The organism is Pedobacter sp. B4-66, from assembly GCF_018492665.1.
Classification (GTDB): Bacteria; Bacteroidota; Bacteroidia; order Sphingobacteriales; family Sphingobacteriaceae; genus Pedobacter.
The window spans coordinates 325,052-341,745 of sequence record NZ_JAFVME010000006.1 but is presented as its reverse complement, the minus strand read 5'-3'; the positions used below and the strand labels follow the sequence as shown (position 1 = coordinate 341,745).

The window sequence follows — 16,694 nt, the reverse complement described above, 5'->3', positions numbered from 1 at the left end:
CTAAAAATTAAAGTAATGAAAACTAATATTATCATCATACTTTTTGCAGCCGCTTTAGTTGGGGTTTCCTGTAAAAAGAGCTTTCTGGATAACCCCTCAGAAACGGGGCCAACAACAGAAAATTATTATACCACAGCATCTGAAGTAAACGGGGCTACCGGTCTGTTATACAATTCAGTATGGAACGACTGGTCGGACAAGGCGTTTATATCTGTAGGCGATGTTCTTGGGGGTACTGTAACAGGTGTTCAGGGCAATGCGCAATACAATTCATTTTATAATTTTAACATCCAAAGTACTGATGGTTTGGTGATGGACACCTGGAAATCGTGCTATAAGGCAGCTGGACAAGCATCGGTATTGATTCATGCTTTTATGGAGAAAAAAGCACAGATTTCTGATCCTGCATATCTTGATGTGGGTATTGCTGAAGCTAAGTTTATACGCGGATTCGCTTATTTTTATATCGGTCGTGCTTTTGGTGACGCACCAATTGTAGAAAACCCTGTTGAATTAACTAAAGAAGGTGCACCGCTTACTCCAAGGTATCTTCAAAAAGATGTGTTAAAGTTTGCGCTTGAAGACTTAAAGTTCGCAGAAGAGAACCTGCCGGAGATAGCTACACAAGATGGTCGTGTTAACAAATACTCGGCAAAGGGTATGATGGCCAAAATTTACCTTTACTTAAAGGACTATGAAAATGCCAGAATAAAGGCTAAAGAGGTTATGGATTATGCTTTGTCGACCCAAAGGATTGGCTTAAATCCTGACTTTCAGGGAATGTTTACTTCATCAGATATAGCCAATAAAAACAACAAAGAAATGTTGTTTTCATTAAGGTGGTTGGCTTCTATGGGATGGAACGGTGGAAACAGGTATATGCTTTATGTAGGGCCTCAACCGTTGCTAAAACCAAAACCTACAGGTGGAAATGGCTATTCGGCAGTGGTACCGTCATTCGATATGTTGAATGCATCAACAGGTTATGCAACAGGTGATTTAAGAAAAGGTTGGTCGGTAATGCAGCAAGGTTTTCATAAAGCTGATTGGATTAATGACAACTTCCCTAATGGGTTTACATACGATACTACGGGTATAACAAGCGATTTCAAAATCCAGACTGGTACGCGTTCTAATATTCAGAAATATGTTGTTGGGCCAAACAGAAGCACGGAAGTTGTAACTTCTGATAGTCACAATAGCATTTCGACTTATATTTTGCGCTATGCCGATGTATTATTGATTTATGCCGAGGCTGTACTTGCAGGTGGAACATCGACTAGTGATGCTATTGCTTTAGAGGCATTTAACCAGGTACATAACCGTGCAGGCTTAGTAAGTTTAACGAGCATCACGCTCGATGATATTTTGCATGAGCGTAAAGTAGAATTTGCATTTGAAGGCGATTACTGGTTTGATATCCAAAGACAAGGATTTGCTAAAGCACAACAGATGATAGCCGTACAGGAGCGTGGTACAGTAGGTGGCAACGGGCAGTTAACCAGCTTTAAAGCTACGCTTTCTTCGGCAAAACAGCTGTACCTTCCGGTACCGCAACCAGAAACAGTTATTAATCCATTGCTGCTTCAACCTGCAGTAGCTTATTATAAATAGACATGAAGACTATTAAAAATCTAAAAATATTCCTGCTGGCAGGTGTATTAATCTTGGCCGGCTGTACAAAAGAAGAACAGTCGGAAAGTAAAGCCTCAAAGAACCCTGTTGCTGACAAGCTTGATCCGGAGAAAGCAAGTGGAAACACTGTGCTTACTTTAACGGGTAGCGGTCTCGGTGGTATAACCAGCGTTGTGTTTGAAAAGGGTAATGTTCCTGCTCCTTTTAATCCTACGCTGAACACCGACAGGGCACTGATATTTAGGGTTCCGGATACTGCAAATGGTGGCACTCAGAACATCATATTAACCAACAGACTTGGTGCTCAGCTAAAAGTGCCTTTTAATGTGGTAGCCTTACCATTGGTAAATACGGCTTCGAACTACAATTTTGTTGAGGGTACGGAGATTACTTTAGTGGGTAATAATTTGCAAGATGTAACCAGCATAACTATTGATGGAACTGCTGCTGCGGCAAGTATTGTTACTCAATCTAAAAAAGAACTGGTTATAAAAATGCCTGCAACTACGGTAAATAGTGCAAAACTTGTACTTACCAATTCTACAGGACCAATTACTACTAGTCAGGTTTTTGTAAATTTGGATAAAGCTTATAAAATCTTTACTGATGATTATGGTAATGGTTTCGAAAATGGATCATGGGGCCCGGCATCAATATCTTCAACTTTTGCTAAAAGCGGGATTAAATCATTTAAAGCCGGGTATAATAAAGGTAATTGGAGTGCAGATGGCTTTGCCAACTGGAATGGGGTAGCAAGTATGCCAGAGTACAATTATTTGTCGTTCTGGGTAAAAGGGGCTTCGGTCGATTATACACTTTATGTAACGGGTGATGCAAGGGCAGGAGGATATGGGAATTCAGACAGAAGTGTGCCTATTGCTGTGCCGGCTAATGTGTGGACTTATTTTAAAATTCCAATGACTACACTTGAGCTTTGGAAAAAAGGCCCAATGAAGCAACTAGGCTTCTGGATAGAAGGGCCGGAGAAACAAGATGAAGCGTTTTACTTTGATGATGTTATTTTAGTGAAGTAGGGTTTGAAGTTATCCCGATCGTCGTTCTGAATTTATTTTAGAACGACGATTGTGTTAATAACAACGGCTGTGTTAATAACAATGATCACGTTATCAGTAATTTTACCTACGAAATAACTATTGTATTATGCCGAAACTGTTATCTTAGCCGAAGTAAGTAAACTTTCACATGAATCATCCTTATAAGTCAGAACTTTTAGTAAATCTTAAAGCGCATTATCATGATCGCGGTTGGCGTTCAATTACCTATTTCGATGCTAAAAGAGATGAAATTCTATTCGTTTTACCTGAAACTGATGATGTAACCAAAGTACTTAATAATCTATATGCCGTTTTAGGTACCTTACCAGAGATAAATCACCCTAAAGAACGTGTAGTTATAAGCTTTTGCTACGAAAACGGAGATTCTTATTGCTCGCGCTTAATAAACCCTAATAAACAGGATGAAATCAACCTTGCGCTGATCGGTTACCGACCAGAACGCAAGATCCGACCTGAAGAGCTTCAGGAGCTTCAATAGTAAATATTTCTCGCTCAAAATGTTACGATGAGTAACCAATTAAATTTCATAAATTAGAGTACACACAAATAAAACTCGCTATGAAATCTAAATTATGTTTTTTCATACTGCTCTTCTATGGGCTGTATGTTCAGGCCCAAGAACGCCCTGATTTTGAAAAAAAGGTAAGGTTCGGAATCAAAACCGGCATTAACGCCTCTATCTTTACACGCAAAGTAATGCCCACATCCACAGCAGAACGAAGCGATTTCAGTAATTTCAATTCCTTTGTAAGAAGTTCCATAAATGCCGGACTAACTGCCGACGGACGACTAACGGAACGCATTAGTCTCACTACCGAATTGCTCTTTAATTCAAGAGGGATGGTTTATAAGGAAAAAAACAACAGCGTAACTATTATTGATGAAGAAGGCGAGGAGCAACAAGCCTATAACAATTTTAATTTCAATATTGATTACGTAGAATTACCAATTGTTATTAATTATAACTTTAAGCCAAGTTCGTTTCGGATCTTTTTAGCCGCCTATGCAGGTTTAGCTCCCGGTATAGCAGTTAATTCTAAGACAAAATTACACTACGATGAAGGTGTTGATGGTAATGGAAGAGAGGCTAAGAATGAAATATTGCCATTGAAAAATGTAAAACATTTTAACAATAGTTTACTTGCCGGGGTTAAGCTTGGTGATAACAGTCCCCGAAAGATTAATTTTTATGCGGATTTTAGGCTAAGCTACACCTTGCTTCCTGTTTTTAGTCGTACGGTGTCGGATAATGGAAGTAATTTAGATACCCGAATGCTTACTGGCTCTGTAGGTGTTGGTGTAAAATTTTAATTTTCAAAACAATTGTATAATGCGTAAAACAATAAGTTTTTTTCTAATCCTTCTGTTTTCTGTTTCAGGTTTGTTGGCGGGAGCTAACAAACCTTATCAGGCTGATCTGATCATATATGGAGGTACATCAGCTGCCATTACTGCTGCTGTTGCCGCCAAAAAACTGGGTAAAACTGTGATTGTGGTTTCTCCTGATATTCATTTGGGCGGACTGTCATCAAGTGGTTTAGGTTTTACTGATACAGGGAATAAGGAGGTTATAGGAGGCTTATCGCGTGATTTTTACCATAGGGTTTATCTTCATTACCAACAGGATACAGCATGGAAGTGGCAAAAAAAGGAAGAATATGGTAATAAAGGGCAAGGAACACCTGCAATTGATGGTAAAGATAGGACTATGTGGATATTTGAACCTCATGTTGCCGAAAAGATCATGGAAGATTATATCAAAGAAAACAACATTGAGATTTACCGAAATGAATGGCTAAATCGCAAAGATGGGGTAAAAATGAAAGATGGTAAAATTACATCCATCATTACATTAAGTGGTAAGCAGTTTACAGGTAAAATGTTTATAGATGCTACTTACGAGGGCGATTTGATGGCTAGTGCAAAGGTAAGTTATCATGTTGGCCGCGAAGCAAATAGTGTGTATGGTGAAATCTGGAATGGCGTTCAGACAGAGGTATTTCAACATGGACATCATTTTAAAACAGATATAGACCCTTACAAAATTCCGGGAGATAAAAACAGCGGTCTGCTTGCAGGTATTTCAGGAGAAAATCCGGGAGTAAAAGGAGAGGGTGATAATAAATTACAAGCCTATTGTTTTAGAATGTGCCTCACCAATAAGGAAGAAAATAGGATAACGTTTCCAAAACCCGACAATTATAATGCTGCAAATTACGAGTTGCTGGCAAGGGTATTTCAAAGTGGTTGGAAAGAGTTGTTTGATAAATTTGACGACATACCTAATCGTAAAACAGATACAAATAATCACGGTCCATTTAGTACAGATTTTATTGGTATGAACTACGATTATCCTGAAACTAGTTATCAGAAACGCAAAGAGATTGTCAAACAACATGAAGATTATCAAAAGGGACTGATGTATTTCATGATTACAGATTCGCGTGTTCCTGCTGATCTGCAAAAAAGATTGCAAACATGGGGCTTGTCTAAAGATGAATTTAAAGATAATGGAAACTGGCCTCACCAAATTTATGTAAGAGAAGCCCGAAGGATGGTGAGTGATTGTGTATTAACGGAAAATGAGACACTGGGGCGAAAAGAAGTGCCAAAACCAATAGGTATGGGTTCTTATGCTTTGGATTCGCATAATACACAACGCTACGTGAATAGCCGAGGGTTTGTGCAGAATGAAGGAGACATAGGTGTGCATGCACCCAAACCTTACAGCATATCATACGGATCTATAGTCCCTAAAATTGGAGAGTGCAGTAATTTATTGGTGCCGGTTTGTGTTTCCAGCTCTCATATTGCCTATGGTTCGGTAAGGATGGAGCCTGTTTTTATGATCCTTGGCGAATCTGCAGCAACAGCAGCAGCCATCGCTATTGATGATCAGGTAAATGTTCAGCAGGTATCTTACGAAAAATTGGAAACGCAATTGCTGAAACAAAAACAGAGGTTAAGGCTCAATTAATAGAAAGGAAGTGTTTTAAAGGCTACACAAAAATAATTGCCAGGTTTTGGTGATATTTGGTTTAAAATGCCCACATACTATTAAACATAGTAACTATGGATGCAAAATTAAATACTGATGTGCGCTGCAATGATCGTGAAGTATGGCTTACAGCATTGTATAAAAAAGCTTTTCCCCTTGTGGCAAGTCATGTTTCTAGAATGGGTGGTTCATTTGATGATGCCAGGGATGTTTTTCAGGATGCTCTGGTTATTTATTATGAGAAATCGACACAGCCGCGGGAACTGACTCTGAAACACAGCGATAAGGCCTATCTGTTTGGTATTGCCCGTTACCTTTGGAACAAACGATACAAAGAAAGCACAAAACAATTGTCTATTGATCAGTTAAATGCTGATTTTGATGAAGAGGTTGGTCTGATTGATGTTGCTGAGCAGGAAGAAATATCTTCTTCTCGATTGTTTAAGCTGTTACAAACTGCAGGTCAGAAATGTATGGAGTTGCTTAGTGCTTTTTATTATGAAAAGCTGAATATGGAAAAAGTTGCAGAACGATTTGACTTTTCAGGGCCACGATCAGCAACTGTTCAGAAGTTCAAATGCCTGGAAAAAATAAAGGAAACTGTAAAAGAAAAATCATTAAGCTATGAAGACATCCTTGAATGAGCTGCTGCTGATTGAAGATTTTCTTTTGACTAGTCCTGGTGGGGAAGAAAAGGTTTTAATGCAGGCGCGGCTATTGCTCCAGCCAGAGTTGCAGGAAAGTATCCATTGGCAGCAAAAAACGTATCAGCTGGTAGAAACCTACGGCAGGGAGCAGTTACGTAAAGAAATCAGTCAAGTACACCAAAAGTTGTTTGCCTCGCCTGAGCACCTTTCATTCAGGCAAAGGATTATGCGTCTTTTTAGTAAGTAAACCAACTTAATTTAATTAAATGCTAATGTGCCCCAATGCGGGTAGGGGTATTGCTATGTCTTTTTTTTACCAAAAATAACTCAACATGAAAAACAACGAATTTCGCAGCTATGCGGTAAAGCATCACCGTATTAACAGTATTTATGTAGATAAATATATCTCAAGAACGTCGGCTATGGCCGGTCCGGTTGCCATGACGCCCTATATTACAGAAGAGCGGCAATTAAACGTTGCTCAGATGGATGTATTTTCACGTCTGATGATGGATCGTATTATTTTTCTGGGAGAAGCTGTTGATGAAAGGAATGCCAATGTAATTCAGGCCCAGTTGCTCTTTCTGCAATCGGCCGATGCTAAAAAGGACATCCAGTTGTATGTTAATTCACCAGGCGGATCGGTTTATGCTGGTTTAGGTATTTACGATACCATGCAATTCATAGCACCGGATGTAGCAACTATTTGTACTGGTATAGCTCTTTCTATGGGCTCAGTATTGCTTTGTGCGGGTGCTGCCGGAAAGCGATCTGCTTTGCAGCATTCTCGTGTAATGATTCATCAAACTTCAGGAGGTACGCAAGGTACTGCCACTGATATGGATATCTCCATTAAACAAGTGCTTCAGGTGCAAAAGGAACTTTACCAGATTATAGCCAAACATAGTGGGCAAGCCTATGATCGGATCAATGAAGCTGCTAGTCGCGATTATTGGATGACAGCGGTTGAGGCCAAAGAATTTGGTATGGTTGATGAGGTTTTGTCGAGGTGATAAACATTTTTCGTTATTACTTATCCTAGGTCAATACTTATATTTATCGGGCATGGTAACTTTGCTTTATAAAAATATAAGATTATGGAATTAGGTATAGGTATGTTCGGCGATTTGTCGGTTGATCAGAAAACAGGGAAACCAAGATCTGCGCAATTAAAACTGCACGAGATTCTGGAACAGATTAAACTGGCCGATGAGGTAGGTTTGGATGTTTTTGGTTTGGGCGAGCACCATCGTCCGGATTATGCTGTTTCATCTCCGGAAATTGTACTGGCAGCAGCAGCAAGCATCACCAAAAATATTAAACTGACCAGCACGGTAACAGTATTGAGTTCTGCTGAGCCGGTAAAAGTATATCAGGATTTTTCAACAATTGATCTGATTTCCAATGGTCGTGCTGAAATAGGTGTAGGTAGGGGGAGTTTTATAGAATCTTTTCCTTTGTTTGGCTACGACCTTAAAAATTATGATAAGTTGTTTGAAGAAAAACTGGATCTGTTGCTTAACATCAATAACAATGAGGTTGTAAATTGGAAAGGTGATCTTCGTGCGCCGCTCATCAACCAAATGGTATTACCAAGGGCAAGTAATGATGGGAAATTACCAATTTGGATTGCTGTTGGGGGGACCCCACAGTCTGTGTTGCGTGCCGCAGTATTAGGTTTGCCACTGGTGGTTGCTATTATAGGAGGTATGCCTAAGCAGTTTCAGCCTTTAATTGAATACTATAAAGAGCAGTATGTAAAACATGGTCATGATGTGAGCAAAATGCAGATTGGTATCCATTCACATGCATTTTTGAGTGACAATGAAGCAAATGCAGATGGTTATTATGAGAATTATGCAGCACAGATGGATAGGATAGGTGCTACAAGAGGCTGGGCACCATATACCAAGCAGCAGTATAATGGAGGACGTTCTAAAGAAGGCGCTTTATTTATTGGAGAGGCCAATGCAGTAGTAGATAAGATTCTGTATATGCATGAATTATTTGGCATTACCAGATTTATTGGCCACATGGATGTAGGCGATCCTTCGCATGAGGAAATGATGAAATCAATTGAAATATTTGGTACTAAGGTAGCGCCAATAGTAAGGAAAGCAATGAGTACAACATAATGGTTGACACATATGTGATAACAAAAAAGGCTTTAAACCATCCGGTTTAAAGCCTTTGAACTAAAAAATGGAACTCTAATGTTTTCCGTGCCCATGACCGTGCCCATGACCATTGCCGCGACCGTTGCCCCGTTCTTTGTATCTTTTGTAATCATGTTTGTCGTGTCTGTCGTGTCTGTCATAATCTCTTTCTACGTAACGTACTGGACGGCTGTAACGGATTGGTTGAGAATGATATGACCTATATCTCGCATATCTAACCCTATGGTCTCTGTAATGATCATATGGTCTAGGCGAATTGATTACTACCTTATATCCATTGTACAAATCGTAGTCCCTATATCTTGGAGGCAGGCCTGCAGAGAAAGTCCAGTTTCCATTGCTTAGGTAAATGAACTGCCTGGTAGGTACATAATAGTAACTTTCAATATCGGGCATATAATAATAATCTGCACGGTCGTAACCTGAAGGACCCCATGCAGGTTGAGAACCGATGTTTACGCTAAGGCTAACTTGCGCTTTTAACTTGTTAGGCAATAACCCAATTGCCCCAAGTAATGTTAAAAATATTAGCTTTTTCATGACTGTATGTTTTTTGTGTGTGTTAAAAAATGGTAATAATATTTACTGTAGCGTAACGATACCTATACTGGTATTTTGACCAACGGTAACAGCGACATTAGGAATAGTAGCTTCTGCAAAACCGTCTACAGGTAATATTTTTACAGTGTAGTTTCCTGTGGCTAACCCTCCAACAGTAAACCTTCCTGTAATCATATCGGTTACGGTTCCAACAGTATCAGTGCCGACAATAACAAGAACTTCAGGGTGACTTCCAAGTGGTAGGACGGTACCCGAAATTAAACCAGATGTTGCAGCAGTAATTCCCCTAACAACGGGTTTAAGTATGTACTTGCCGTTTCCTGTGGCAACAATAGATTTTGCAGCGTCAAAATCGAGAAGCAGAGAATAAGTAACACCAGGTACCAATATCGGATTTTCAGTAAGCTTTACTTTCCATCCAGAACTTTGTGCACTAGGCGTTTTTAAATCCTGAACCTGACCATTAACAACGATGGTGTTGTTATCATATAATACAAGTCTGATTTCGGTGATCTCACCCGAAGGCATATCGCCAGATGCTACTAAAATATCCGGGTTACTTGTTCCAATGCGGAAATCAAGGATGTTGAATATTCCGTGATCAACATCAAAGGTGTAAGGTTTACCATGCGAAAGCAGAATTACCTGTTTTACATTTAAATTGATAGCGTCAAAATCTCCGGGCGCATCAGTCATCCTTATTTCTACCTTAGTAGTACCCGAAGCCTGAGTGTCCTTTTTACAACCTATAAAAGATGCTATTGCAATGATCAATACCATCAGGGTTGCGTAAATTGTTTTGTTTTTCATAGGAATAGAGTTTTAAATCTTCAATTAATAACTCAAAGTTCAATACCGAACATGAAATCAACATGAAATTTAAGAAATAATTTATTTTTTCAAATTTCATCTTAATTTCATGTTCACTAACAATCTTTGTTATAGATATTGAGTGACGCAGATGAACATGAATATGTTTTAGGAGGGGCGAAAGTTTGCCTCGAAAGAGGTAAACTTTCTTTATATTTACATGATGAGCATTTCAATATATTTACAAACAATGGTCAGACGCTTATTAACAGTAACAATAGCCATGTGTTTGCTTGTTTCACCTGCAGTATCAAATACTTTGGGAACCTCATCTCTGAAATCGTATTATCAGAAAAAAAAGGGTAAGTCAGAACAAGCAGATCGTTCCCGAGGGGATAGGCAAAAGCAAGATGTTAAAGAAGTGCCAAAATCAAGAAAGCAACCAAAACCAGAGGTTGTTAAGCCTAGGGGGAAGCCGGATGTTAAACCCATCAAAGTGAGCCGCCCCAAAATTAAAAAACACTAGCCTGTATGAGATTACTATCCCTTAGTGTAATTATTTGCTTGCTAAGTATAAAAGTTAAGGCTCAAAAAGACATCAACCCTAGAGAAGCAAAAAAAACAACAGTAACTGCAGCCGCTTTGTACAGCAATAATGTTAGTTATTATGGCCAAACAACAGCCGAAAAGCTACCATATGTCCTGGTTAATGGAACGCTAAGGTTGCCTGTAGGGGTATATTTTTCTGCAGGTGCATATAAACTTTTAAACGTTGGATCAGGTATTTCCGAAACAGATTTGGGTATTGGTTATGATCATGATTTTAACGAAAGATTTACTATTGGAATGGGGTATAACAGGTCTTTCTACCCAAAAAGTTCTCCGCTATTACAAGCATCTAACGAGAATAACCTGAACGTAACAGCTGATTATCATTGGCCATGGTTTAGGAGCTCTTTATCAGTAGATTATGCTTTTGGGCAAGAAAGTGATGTGTTTGCAGGTTTAACAAATTCAAAAGTAATAGAATTGGGGTCCGTGTTTGATAATAGTGATCTGCTATCCATAGAACCTTCAATAGAAATAGTGGCGGGTACGCAACACTTTCTAAAAACTTATACCGAAAAGAAAAATAAAAAGAATAATGGTAACGGCAAGGGGAATGATAACGGTAATGGAAATAGTACAATAACATCTACTTTACCAGCAACAAATTTTGAGCTTTTGTCATGCAGTTTTAAAATACCCTTAAGTTATAACCGAGCTAATTACATGGCCGAGATTAGCTATCAGTTTTCCGTTTTAGGTACACATGCCATTACCGAAGCTAAAAGGCAACAATCTTTTATTAACCTTGGGTTTTATTATCAGTTTTAATTTCAATTGCAAAAATGAAAGTACTCATAGTTGAAGATGAAAAAACACTTGCCTACGAAATGGAGACCTTTTTAAAGAAGGCATTTTACCTGTGCGATCTTGCACATACTGTAGCACAAGGTTTAGAAAAAATTGAAATAAACAGTTACGATTTTATTTTGCTCGATCTCGGTTTACCCGATGGTGATGGATTAACGTTATTGCCAAAAGCAAAAAAGCACAATCCCGAAGCTGCATATATTATTTTAACAGCTCGTGGTAATCTGGAAGATAGAATAACCGGACTGGATCTTGGAGCGGATGATTATCTGGCCAAGCCTTTTTCGTTGTTAGAGCTTCAATCGAGAATGCAAGCCATTGCCCGTCGTAAATTTAACGTTAAGGAAGAGGCACTTCCACTTGGAGAGTTTAGCCTCGACCTTCAAAAACGGTTTATACATTTCAAAGAGCAGCAAATAGAACTGTCGCGTAAGGAGTTTGATGTGTTGAGTTATCTTTTTCTACATAAAAACCGTGTTTTAACTAGAATGCAATTGAGCGAACATATTTGGGGCACCTTTGCTGACGATGACTATGATTCCAATTATATTGATGCTCATATAAAAAACATCAGGAAAAAATTAAATATATGGGCACCTACTGAGTGGCTCGAAACAGTTCGTGGTGTGGGTTATAGAATAAAGAAATAAACGTGAAATTATCTGCCAAGCTCATATACTTCATCACCGGGTCTAAACTGGCAGTAGTGCTGTTGTTTATACTTTCTATGCCTTTTTTGGTAGCTCGTATTGCCTCAGAATACACCAATTATTCCTTAAGAGATCAGCAAGCAAAGGTAATCAGAGATGTACACAGAAATGGAATAGACTATTACTTGCAGGGCGACGATAGTTTTGGTAGTTACACTATGCTTAAAGAGGAGTATATTTCTCTTCAACCTGCTGCTACCATGCTGCAACTGGATACCATAAAAACAGCCATACGTAAAGTAGAACAGGATACCTTGAATTACAGGGTGCTTAGCCATACTTTTAAGATTAAAGACAAAAACTACTTGCTCGAGATTGGGAAAACTGTAGGCAGTATCAATCAATATAATAAACCTTTGCAACGCATAGCTTTATATGTGTTAATGGGCCTAATTGCTTTAACTATTGTTATTGACCTTATTTTTACCCGAATACTGATAAGACCTCTCGGTAAGATTATACAAAGTAAACTGATAAACAGAAAGTTCCCTTTTAAGGATGAAAGTGTACCAGTTAAAACCAGTACTCAGGATTTTAAATACCTTGATGAGTCGCTGATTAGTTTAATGGATCAGATCAACATCGACTTTGAGAAAGAGCGTGAGTTTACCGCAAATGCTTCGCACGAGTTGATGACTCCGATAAGTATCCTCCAAAACAAAATGGAAAACCTGCTTGCTGATGATCAGATTACTGAAGATGTAGCTATGCGCATTGTAGGGATGATGAAAACGTTAGATCGGTTAAAGAAAATCTCATCCTCACTACTGTTTATTTCGAGGATAGAGAATGATCAGTTTGTAAAATTGGCTTCTGTTAAGCCTGCTGATTTACTGGAGGATATAAAAGAAGAGATTAGTCATCGGTTAGAGGATAAGGATCTTTCGCTTACAGTTGACGTTACGGATAAGGTTATACTGAAAAATGTGAACCATGATTTGCTTTTTCAATTGTTTTACAACCTGATAAACAACGCAATTAAATACAACGTTGAGCAAGGAAGTGTGGTAATTACCGATGCTTTTAACAAGCAAGGCGATTACATGATTATCATTAAAGATACGGGAATTGGTATTGCCCCAGAAGATATCGGTTTTATTTTTGATCGTTTTAGAAAAGCTAATTTATCAGAGAATGTAGGTTATGGACTTGGACTTTCCATTGTGAAAAGTATTGCCGTGTATCATAATATTGAAATTAAAGTTGTTTCTGTGGTTAAGCAGGGATCCATTTTTGCCATTACTTTTCCTAAGGGAATGTTGGTGTAGGAGGTAGCGGAAAGCGTGCTACTATTTACACTCAACCAGTAACTATTTTTTGATTCCATTTATGAATAGGATCACTGAAAAAAACATTATATTTCGTTTGATATATTAGAATTTTAAAAGACAATGAAATTATCACCTATTATACAACCAGAGGAATTAATCTTACTAAATAAAAACGATTTCATTTTATTTGATGTAAGTGCCGGATCTAAACCCAGATATGATGAGCAACATTTAGATGGTGCCTATTATCTGGATTTAAATACTGATTTGGCCGATATTAAAGATTTTGCTGTTGGTGGCAGACATCCACTACCTAATTTTGAGCATTTTGCCGAGGTTTTAGGTAGATACGGAATTTCAAAAGATACTCATGTAATTGTTTACGATGATAAAAATGGGTCTAATGCTGCAGCAAGATTATGGTGGATGTTAAAATCAATAGGGCACGATAAGGTTCAGGTATTAAATGGCGGCTATACTGCTGCAATTAAAGCGGGTTTTGCTGTAAGTTCTGAGGTTCCGGTTGTCAAAGTAACAACTCCATATCAAATCACTGAATGGCAGTTGCCACTTGCAGAAATGGATGAAGTAGAGATTGCTGGTAACAGTGATGATCATGCAGTTATTGATGTTCGTGATGCCAATCGCTATGCAGGATTAACCGAACCTATCGATTTAATTGCAGGGCATATCCCGGGAGCTATAAATATCCCTTTTACAGAAAATCTTGATGGTAGCGGTGCTTTCTTAGCTCCTGAAGTACTAAAGGAGAAATATTCTAAAGCGTTAGCAGATTATAAAGCAGAAAATGTGATTGTACATTGTGGCTCTGGTGTAACGGCTTGTCATACGTTGTTGGCTCTTGATTATGCAGGTTTAGAGATTCCCAAATTGTACGTGGGCAGCTGGAGCGAGTGGAGTAGGAATAACAAGAAAATGATTTTGGCTTAAAATTGCTATTACTAGTCTTTTATAAGAAAAATAAAGCTGAAGTAGCACATGAAAGTAACACGAAGGAAATTCATAAGAACAGGGTTGCTTGTTACTTTAGGGGCTGTTTTGGTAGACATGTTTTGGTTTGAGAAATTCTTTATTGAAACTAATGAGTTTTACATTGGTAAAGCAACCAAAGAAACAAAGAATATCAAAGTTGTTCAAATCTCTGATTTACACCTTCAGTCTATAAATAGTCAATTATCACGGCTCGCAAGTAAGCTTAATAAATTAAAACCTGAACTGATTTTAATTACAGGAGACGCTATAGATAAAGCGCAAAATGTTTCACTACTTAATGACTTTTTAAAACTAATAGACAAACAAATAAAAAAGGTAGCCATTTTAGGGAATTGGGAATACTGGGGGAATATTGATTTAAACGAATTGAATAAGGTTTATTCAGAGAATAATTGCACTTTACTCGTTAACCAAACTACACAGTATTTGTTTGGCGACAAGTCTATATCGATAACCGGCGTGGATGATTTTGTGGGGGGCAATGCTGATTATAATGCTGCAATAAAGGACTATAAAAAAAGCGACTACCATATAGTTCTGAATCATTGTCCTCAATACAATGACTATATTTCAACGCAAATTGATACAGATGTTGATTTTATCCTTTCGGGACATACACACGGTGGCCAGATAAATTTATTTGGTTATGCTCCATTTCTGCCACCAGGAAGTGGTAAATATGTTAAAGGTTGGTATACCCAAAACAACTCCAGGTTTTATGTTTCTAAAGGTATTGGAACAAGCATATTACCCGCGCGATTTGGGGCAAGAGCAGAAATAGCAATATTTAACTTACTATGAAATTACCGATGGCGCATAACTTACTTCCTTAAGATCTTATCCATAGTTTTTCCTTTTGCTAATTCATCAACCAACTTATCCAAATAGCGAATCTTTTGCATTAGGGGATCTTCAATTTCTTCAACACGGTAACCGCAGATTACACCAGTAATTTTTGATGCATTTGGATTTATTTGAGGTGCCTGAGCAAAAAAGGTTTCAAAATCAATCTTGTTGTCGATGATCTGTTGCAATGATTGTTTATTGTATCCTGTTAGCCAAAATATGATTTCATCTAACTCATCTTTTGTACGTCCTTTTTTCTCTGCCTTTAAAATGTAATGCGGATAAACGCCTGCAAAAGACATCTTATATACTCTGGTATTATTCATTTTCTACATATTAAATCCAACTCTATTTATCGACAAGTAAATCGAACCCTGACGCCATTTTTTTTAATTTCAATCTACTACAATCTACTTTATTTAAGTAAAATATGCTTACAAGGGGCTTAGAGAAATTAATAGGTCCTCTGTTAATTATACTATATGCAATAACCCTCTTTTTTTGCAAAAACAAAAATGAACATTTGCTGTCATTCATGGTCTCCAGATCATCAAAGATTTGATTATAATCTTTAATTCCTCCATTTTCTAGTTGTTTTGCCACTATGTAAGGAGATAATATGGCTACTTCATCCCAATCGTTTCGTTGTATTAGTTCACAAAAAGTGAATCTGGATATTTCTAAAGTATCCTCTTGTGCCTCGGTTGCAACTTTTTCAAGTTTTGAATCTAATTCGATTCTCTCAATTTTTGGATGATTAGAACACCCAAGAGTTAAAAGAAACATACTCAAAAAGAAATAATTAATAATTTTCATTATTGTTTGGTTATATAGCGCTTTCATCAGCTTGAACAACTTTAAGGATCTATCATATTTACTACCAATATACATTTCTCGTTTCATTAAGAAAACCTTATAATCCATGAAAACCTAAATAACCTGTCGCAAATTGGTTGTGAAATTGTCGTATATGCCCCTGTTAAATAGCTTGTTTTACTTGCATATTTGATAAAGCAAATTAATATAAATCTATCCTAAAAATTATTGTTATGTCAGAGAATAAAGTTTCATTGCACAGAGTTATTAAGGCATCGCCAGAAAAAATATTTCGTGCCTTCACCGAAGCGACAGCTATTGCTTCATGGTTGCCACCTTATGGTTTTCTTTGCACTGTACATAGTATGGATGTAAAGGTAAGAGGCACATTTAAAATGTCGTTTCACAATTTTACAACCGGCAATGGTCATTCATTTGGTGGTGAATATCTAGAAGTAAAGCCCGGTGAGTTTTTAAAGTATACCGATAAATTTGACGACCCAAACCTACCAGGTGTAATGATTACTTCTATTTGGTTTCAAAAAACATCTGTAGGCACAGAACTAAAAGTATTACAGGAAGGTATACCTGCTGTAATACCTGTAGAAATGTGTTATCTGGGTTGGCAGGAATCGCTTGAAAAACTGATTAAGCTAGTAGAACCAGAGATAAGGGAGTAAGCTTTAATGTTTAACTAAAGCGCTCTTCATCGCGAAT

At 37.8% G+C, this 16,694-nt stretch carries 20 protein-coding genes; 16 read left to right on the top strand and 4 right to left on the bottom strand.

The features are described 5' to 3' along the window. Positions 1 to 15 precede the first annotated feature (15 nt). From J1905_RS13220 to J1905_RS13180, 9 genes are all read left to right on the top strand, one after another. Positions 16 to 1,614 (top strand): RagB/SusD family nutrient uptake outer membrane protein, encoded by a 1,599-nt coding sequence (locus J1905_RS13220; RefSeq protein ID WP_214227753.1) that lies wholly within the window; start codon positions 16 to 18, stop codon positions 1,612 to 1,614. Between the two features lie 2 nt (positions 1,615 to 1,616). After that, positions 1,617 to 2,669 carry an IPT/TIG domain-containing protein gene (locus J1905_RS13215; protein WP_214227752.1) on the top strand — a complete coding sequence of 351 codons (1,053 nt, stop codon included), beginning with the start codon at positions 1,617 to 1,619 and terminating at the stop codon, positions 2,667 to 2,669. A 169-nt stretch (positions 2,670 to 2,838) separates the two neighbouring features. Continuing rightward, complete coding sequence (locus J1905_RS13210; RefSeq protein ID WP_214227751.1) at positions 2,839 to 3,189, top strand: hypothetical protein; 351 nt, start codon at positions 2,839 to 2,841, stop codon at positions 3,187 to 3,189. A gap of 80 nt (positions 3,190 to 3,269) precedes the next feature. Then, positions 3,270 to 4,022, top strand: a complete 753-nt coding sequence (locus J1905_RS13205; protein WP_214227750.1) for a porin family protein — start codon at positions 3,270 to 3,272, stop codon at positions 4,020 to 4,022. Between the two features lie 19 nt (positions 4,023 to 4,041). Beyond that, a complete protein-coding gene (locus tag J1905_RS13200; protein ID WP_214227749.1) occupies positions 4,042 to 5,688 on the top strand; it encodes an FAD-dependent oxidoreductase in 1,647 nt (548 codons plus the stop codon). A 95-nt stretch (positions 5,689 to 5,783) separates the two neighbouring features. Continuing rightward, positions 5,784 to 6,353 carry an RNA polymerase sigma factor gene (locus J1905_RS13195; RefSeq protein WP_214227748.1) on the top strand — a complete coding sequence of 190 codons (570 nt, stop codon included), beginning with the start codon at positions 5,784 to 5,786 and terminating at the stop codon, positions 6,351 to 6,353. Continuing rightward, complete coding sequence (locus J1905_RS13190; protein WP_173092005.1) at positions 6,334 to 6,603, top strand: hypothetical protein; 270 nt, start codon at positions 6,334 to 6,336, stop codon at positions 6,601 to 6,603. The genes J1905_RS13195 and J1905_RS13190 overlap by 20 nt, the downstream gene beginning before the upstream one ends. Before the next feature lie 85 nt (positions 6,604 to 6,688). Beyond that, the gene (locus J1905_RS13185; RefSeq protein WP_173092007.1) at positions 6,689 to 7,369 is read left to right on the top strand and encodes an ATP-dependent Clp protease proteolytic subunit; all 681 of its coding nucleotides are present in this window, start codon (positions 6,689 to 6,691) and stop codon (positions 7,367 to 7,369) included. Positions 7,370 to 7,453: 84 nt separating this feature from the next. Then, positions 7,454 to 8,491 (top strand): Atu2307/SP_0267 family LLM class monooxygenase, encoded by a 1,038-nt coding sequence (locus tag J1905_RS13180; protein WP_214227747.1) that lies wholly within the window; start codon positions 7,454 to 7,456, stop codon positions 8,489 to 8,491. A 75-nt stretch (positions 8,492 to 8,566) separates the two neighbouring features. Here J1905_RS13180 and J1905_RS13175 read toward each other — a convergent pair whose 3' ends face one another. Next, positions 8,567 to 9,073 carry a hypothetical protein gene (locus J1905_RS13175; RefSeq protein WP_214227746.1) on the bottom strand — a complete coding sequence of 169 codons (507 nt, stop codon included), beginning with the start codon at positions 9,071 to 9,073 and terminating at the stop codon, positions 8,567 to 8,569. Positions 9,074 to 9,115: 42 nt separating this feature from the next. Next, entirely contained in the window at positions 9,116 to 9,904 is a 789-nt protein-coding gene (locus J1905_RS13170; RefSeq protein ID WP_214227745.1) for a DUF4382 domain-containing protein, read from the bottom strand. A 250-nt stretch (positions 9,905 to 10,154) separates the two neighbouring features. Between J1905_RS13170 and J1905_RS13165 the strand changes: the two genes are divergently transcribed. The 6 genes from J1905_RS13165 (at position 10,155) to J1905_RS13140 (ending at position 15,116) form a co-directional block, all read left to right on the top strand. Beyond that, positions 10,155 to 10,430, top strand: coding sequence for a hypothetical protein (locus J1905_RS13165; RefSeq protein ID WP_214227744.1), 276 nt, complete (start codon positions 10,155 to 10,157; stop codon positions 10,428 to 10,430). 5 nt (positions 10,431 to 10,435) lie between these two features. After that, positions 10,436 to 11,281, top strand: coding sequence for a hypothetical protein (locus J1905_RS13160; protein ID WP_214227743.1), 846 nt, complete (start codon positions 10,436 to 10,438; stop codon positions 11,279 to 11,281). A gap of 14 nt (positions 11,282 to 11,295) precedes the next feature. Beyond that, entirely contained in the window at positions 11,296 to 11,970 is a 675-nt protein-coding gene (locus tag J1905_RS13155; protein WP_214227742.1) for a response regulator transcription factor, read from the top strand. A gap of 2 nt (positions 11,971 to 11,972) precedes the next feature. Further along, positions 11,973 to 13,298 carry a sensor histidine kinase gene (locus J1905_RS13150; RefSeq protein ID WP_214227741.1) on the top strand — a complete coding sequence of 442 codons (1,326 nt, stop codon included), beginning with the start codon at positions 11,973 to 11,975 and terminating at the stop codon, positions 13,296 to 13,298. Positions 13,299 to 13,421: 123 nt separating this feature from the next. Further along, the gene (locus J1905_RS13145; protein WP_214227740.1) at positions 13,422 to 14,252 is read left to right on the top strand and encodes a sulfurtransferase; all 831 of its coding nucleotides are present in this window, start codon (positions 13,422 to 13,424) and stop codon (positions 14,250 to 14,252) included. Positions 14,253 to 14,300: 48 nt separating this feature from the next. Further along, the gene (locus tag J1905_RS13140; protein ID WP_214227739.1) at positions 14,301 to 15,116 is read left to right on the top strand and encodes a metallophosphoesterase; all 816 of its coding nucleotides are present in this window, start codon (positions 14,301 to 14,303) and stop codon (positions 15,114 to 15,116) included. A 20-nt stretch (positions 15,117 to 15,136) separates the two neighbouring features. Here J1905_RS13140 and J1905_RS13135 read toward each other — a convergent pair whose 3' ends face one another. Together J1905_RS13135 and J1905_RS13130 are read right to left on the bottom strand one after the other, a co-directional pair. Next, positions 15,137 to 15,487: a DUF2200 domain-containing protein gene (locus J1905_RS13135; RefSeq protein ID WP_214227738.1), complete on the bottom strand. Its 351-nt coding sequence runs from the start codon at positions 15,485 to 15,487 to the stop codon at positions 15,137 to 15,139. Between the two features lie 22 nt (positions 15,488 to 15,509). Next, a complete protein-coding gene (locus J1905_RS13130; protein WP_214227737.1) occupies positions 15,510 to 15,977 on the bottom strand; it encodes a hypothetical protein in 468 nt (155 codons plus the stop codon). A 233-nt stretch (positions 15,978 to 16,210) separates the two neighbouring features. Between J1905_RS13130 and J1905_RS13125 the strand changes: the two genes are divergently transcribed. After that, the gene (locus tag J1905_RS13125; RefSeq protein ID WP_214227736.1) at positions 16,211 to 16,657 is read left to right on the top strand and encodes an SRPBCC family protein; all 447 of its coding nucleotides are present in this window, start codon (positions 16,211 to 16,213) and stop codon (positions 16,655 to 16,657) included. Positions 16,658 to 16,694 lie beyond the last annotated feature (37 nt).

What these genes read in the sequence shown, in the direction of transcription:
- J1905_RS13220 (WP_214227753.1), top strand. Translation starts at nt 16, where the DNA reads ATGAAAACTAATATTATCATCATACTTTTTGCAGCCGCTTTAGTTGGG.
- J1905_RS13215 (WP_214227752.1), top strand. Translation starts at nt 1,617, where the DNA reads ATGAAGACTATTAAAAATCTAAAAATATTCCTGCTGGCAGGTGTATTA.
- J1905_RS13210 (WP_214227751.1), top strand. Translation starts at nt 2,839, where the DNA reads ATGAATCATCCTTATAAGTCAGAACTTTTAGTAAATCTTAAAGCGCAT.
- J1905_RS13205 (WP_214227750.1), top strand. Translation starts at nt 3,270, where the DNA reads ATGAAATCTAAATTATGTTTTTTCATACTGCTCTTCTATGGGCTGTAT.
- J1905_RS13200 (WP_214227749.1), top strand. Translation starts at nt 4,042, where the DNA reads ATGCGTAAAACAATAAGTTTTTTTCTAATCCTTCTGTTTTCTGTTTCA.
- J1905_RS13195 (WP_214227748.1), top strand. Translation starts at nt 5,784, where the DNA reads ATGGATGCAAAATTAAATACTGATGTGCGCTGCAATGATCGTGAAGTA.
- J1905_RS13190 (WP_173092005.1), top strand. Translation starts at nt 6,334, where the DNA reads ATGAAGACATCCTTGAATGAGCTGCTGCTGATTGAAGATTTTCTTTTG.
- J1905_RS13185 (WP_173092007.1), top strand. Translation starts at nt 6,689, where the DNA reads ATGAAAAACAACGAATTTCGCAGCTATGCGGTAAAGCATCACCGTATT.
- J1905_RS13180 (WP_214227747.1), top strand. Translation starts at nt 7,454, where the DNA reads ATGGAATTAGGTATAGGTATGTTCGGCGATTTGTCGGTTGATCAGAAA.
- J1905_RS13175 (WP_214227746.1), bottom strand. Translation starts at nt 9,073, where the DNA reads ATGAAAAAGCTAATATTTTTAACATTACTTGGGGCAATTGGGTTATTG.
- J1905_RS13170 (WP_214227745.1), bottom strand. Translation starts at nt 9,904, where the DNA reads ATGAAAAACAAAACAATTTACGCAACCCTGATGGTATTGATCATTGCA.
- J1905_RS13165 (WP_214227744.1), top strand. Translation starts at nt 10,155, where the DNA reads ATGGTCAGACGCTTATTAACAGTAACAATAGCCATGTGTTTGCTTGTT.
- J1905_RS13160 (WP_214227743.1), top strand. Translation starts at nt 10,436, where the DNA reads ATGAGATTACTATCCCTTAGTGTAATTATTTGCTTGCTAAGTATAAAA.
- J1905_RS13155 (WP_214227742.1), top strand. Translation starts at nt 11,296, where the DNA reads ATGAAAGTACTCATAGTTGAAGATGAAAAAACACTTGCCTACGAAATG.
- J1905_RS13145 (WP_214227740.1), top strand. Translation starts at nt 13,422, where the DNA reads ATGAAATTATCACCTATTATACAACCAGAGGAATTAATCTTACTAAAT.
- J1905_RS13140 (WP_214227739.1), top strand. Translation starts at nt 14,301, where the DNA reads ATGAAAGTAACACGAAGGAAATTCATAAGAACAGGGTTGCTTGTTACT.
- J1905_RS13135 (WP_214227738.1), bottom strand. Translation starts at nt 15,487, where the DNA reads ATGAATAATACCAGAGTATATAAGATGTCTTTTGCAGGCGTTTATCCG.
- J1905_RS13130 (WP_214227737.1), bottom strand. Translation starts at nt 15,977, where the DNA reads ATGAAAATTATTAATTATTTCTTTTTGAGTATGTTTCTTTTAACTCTT.
- J1905_RS13125 (WP_214227736.1), top strand. Translation starts at nt 16,211, where the DNA reads ATGTCAGAGAATAAAGTTTCATTGCACAGAGTTATTAAGGCATCGCCA.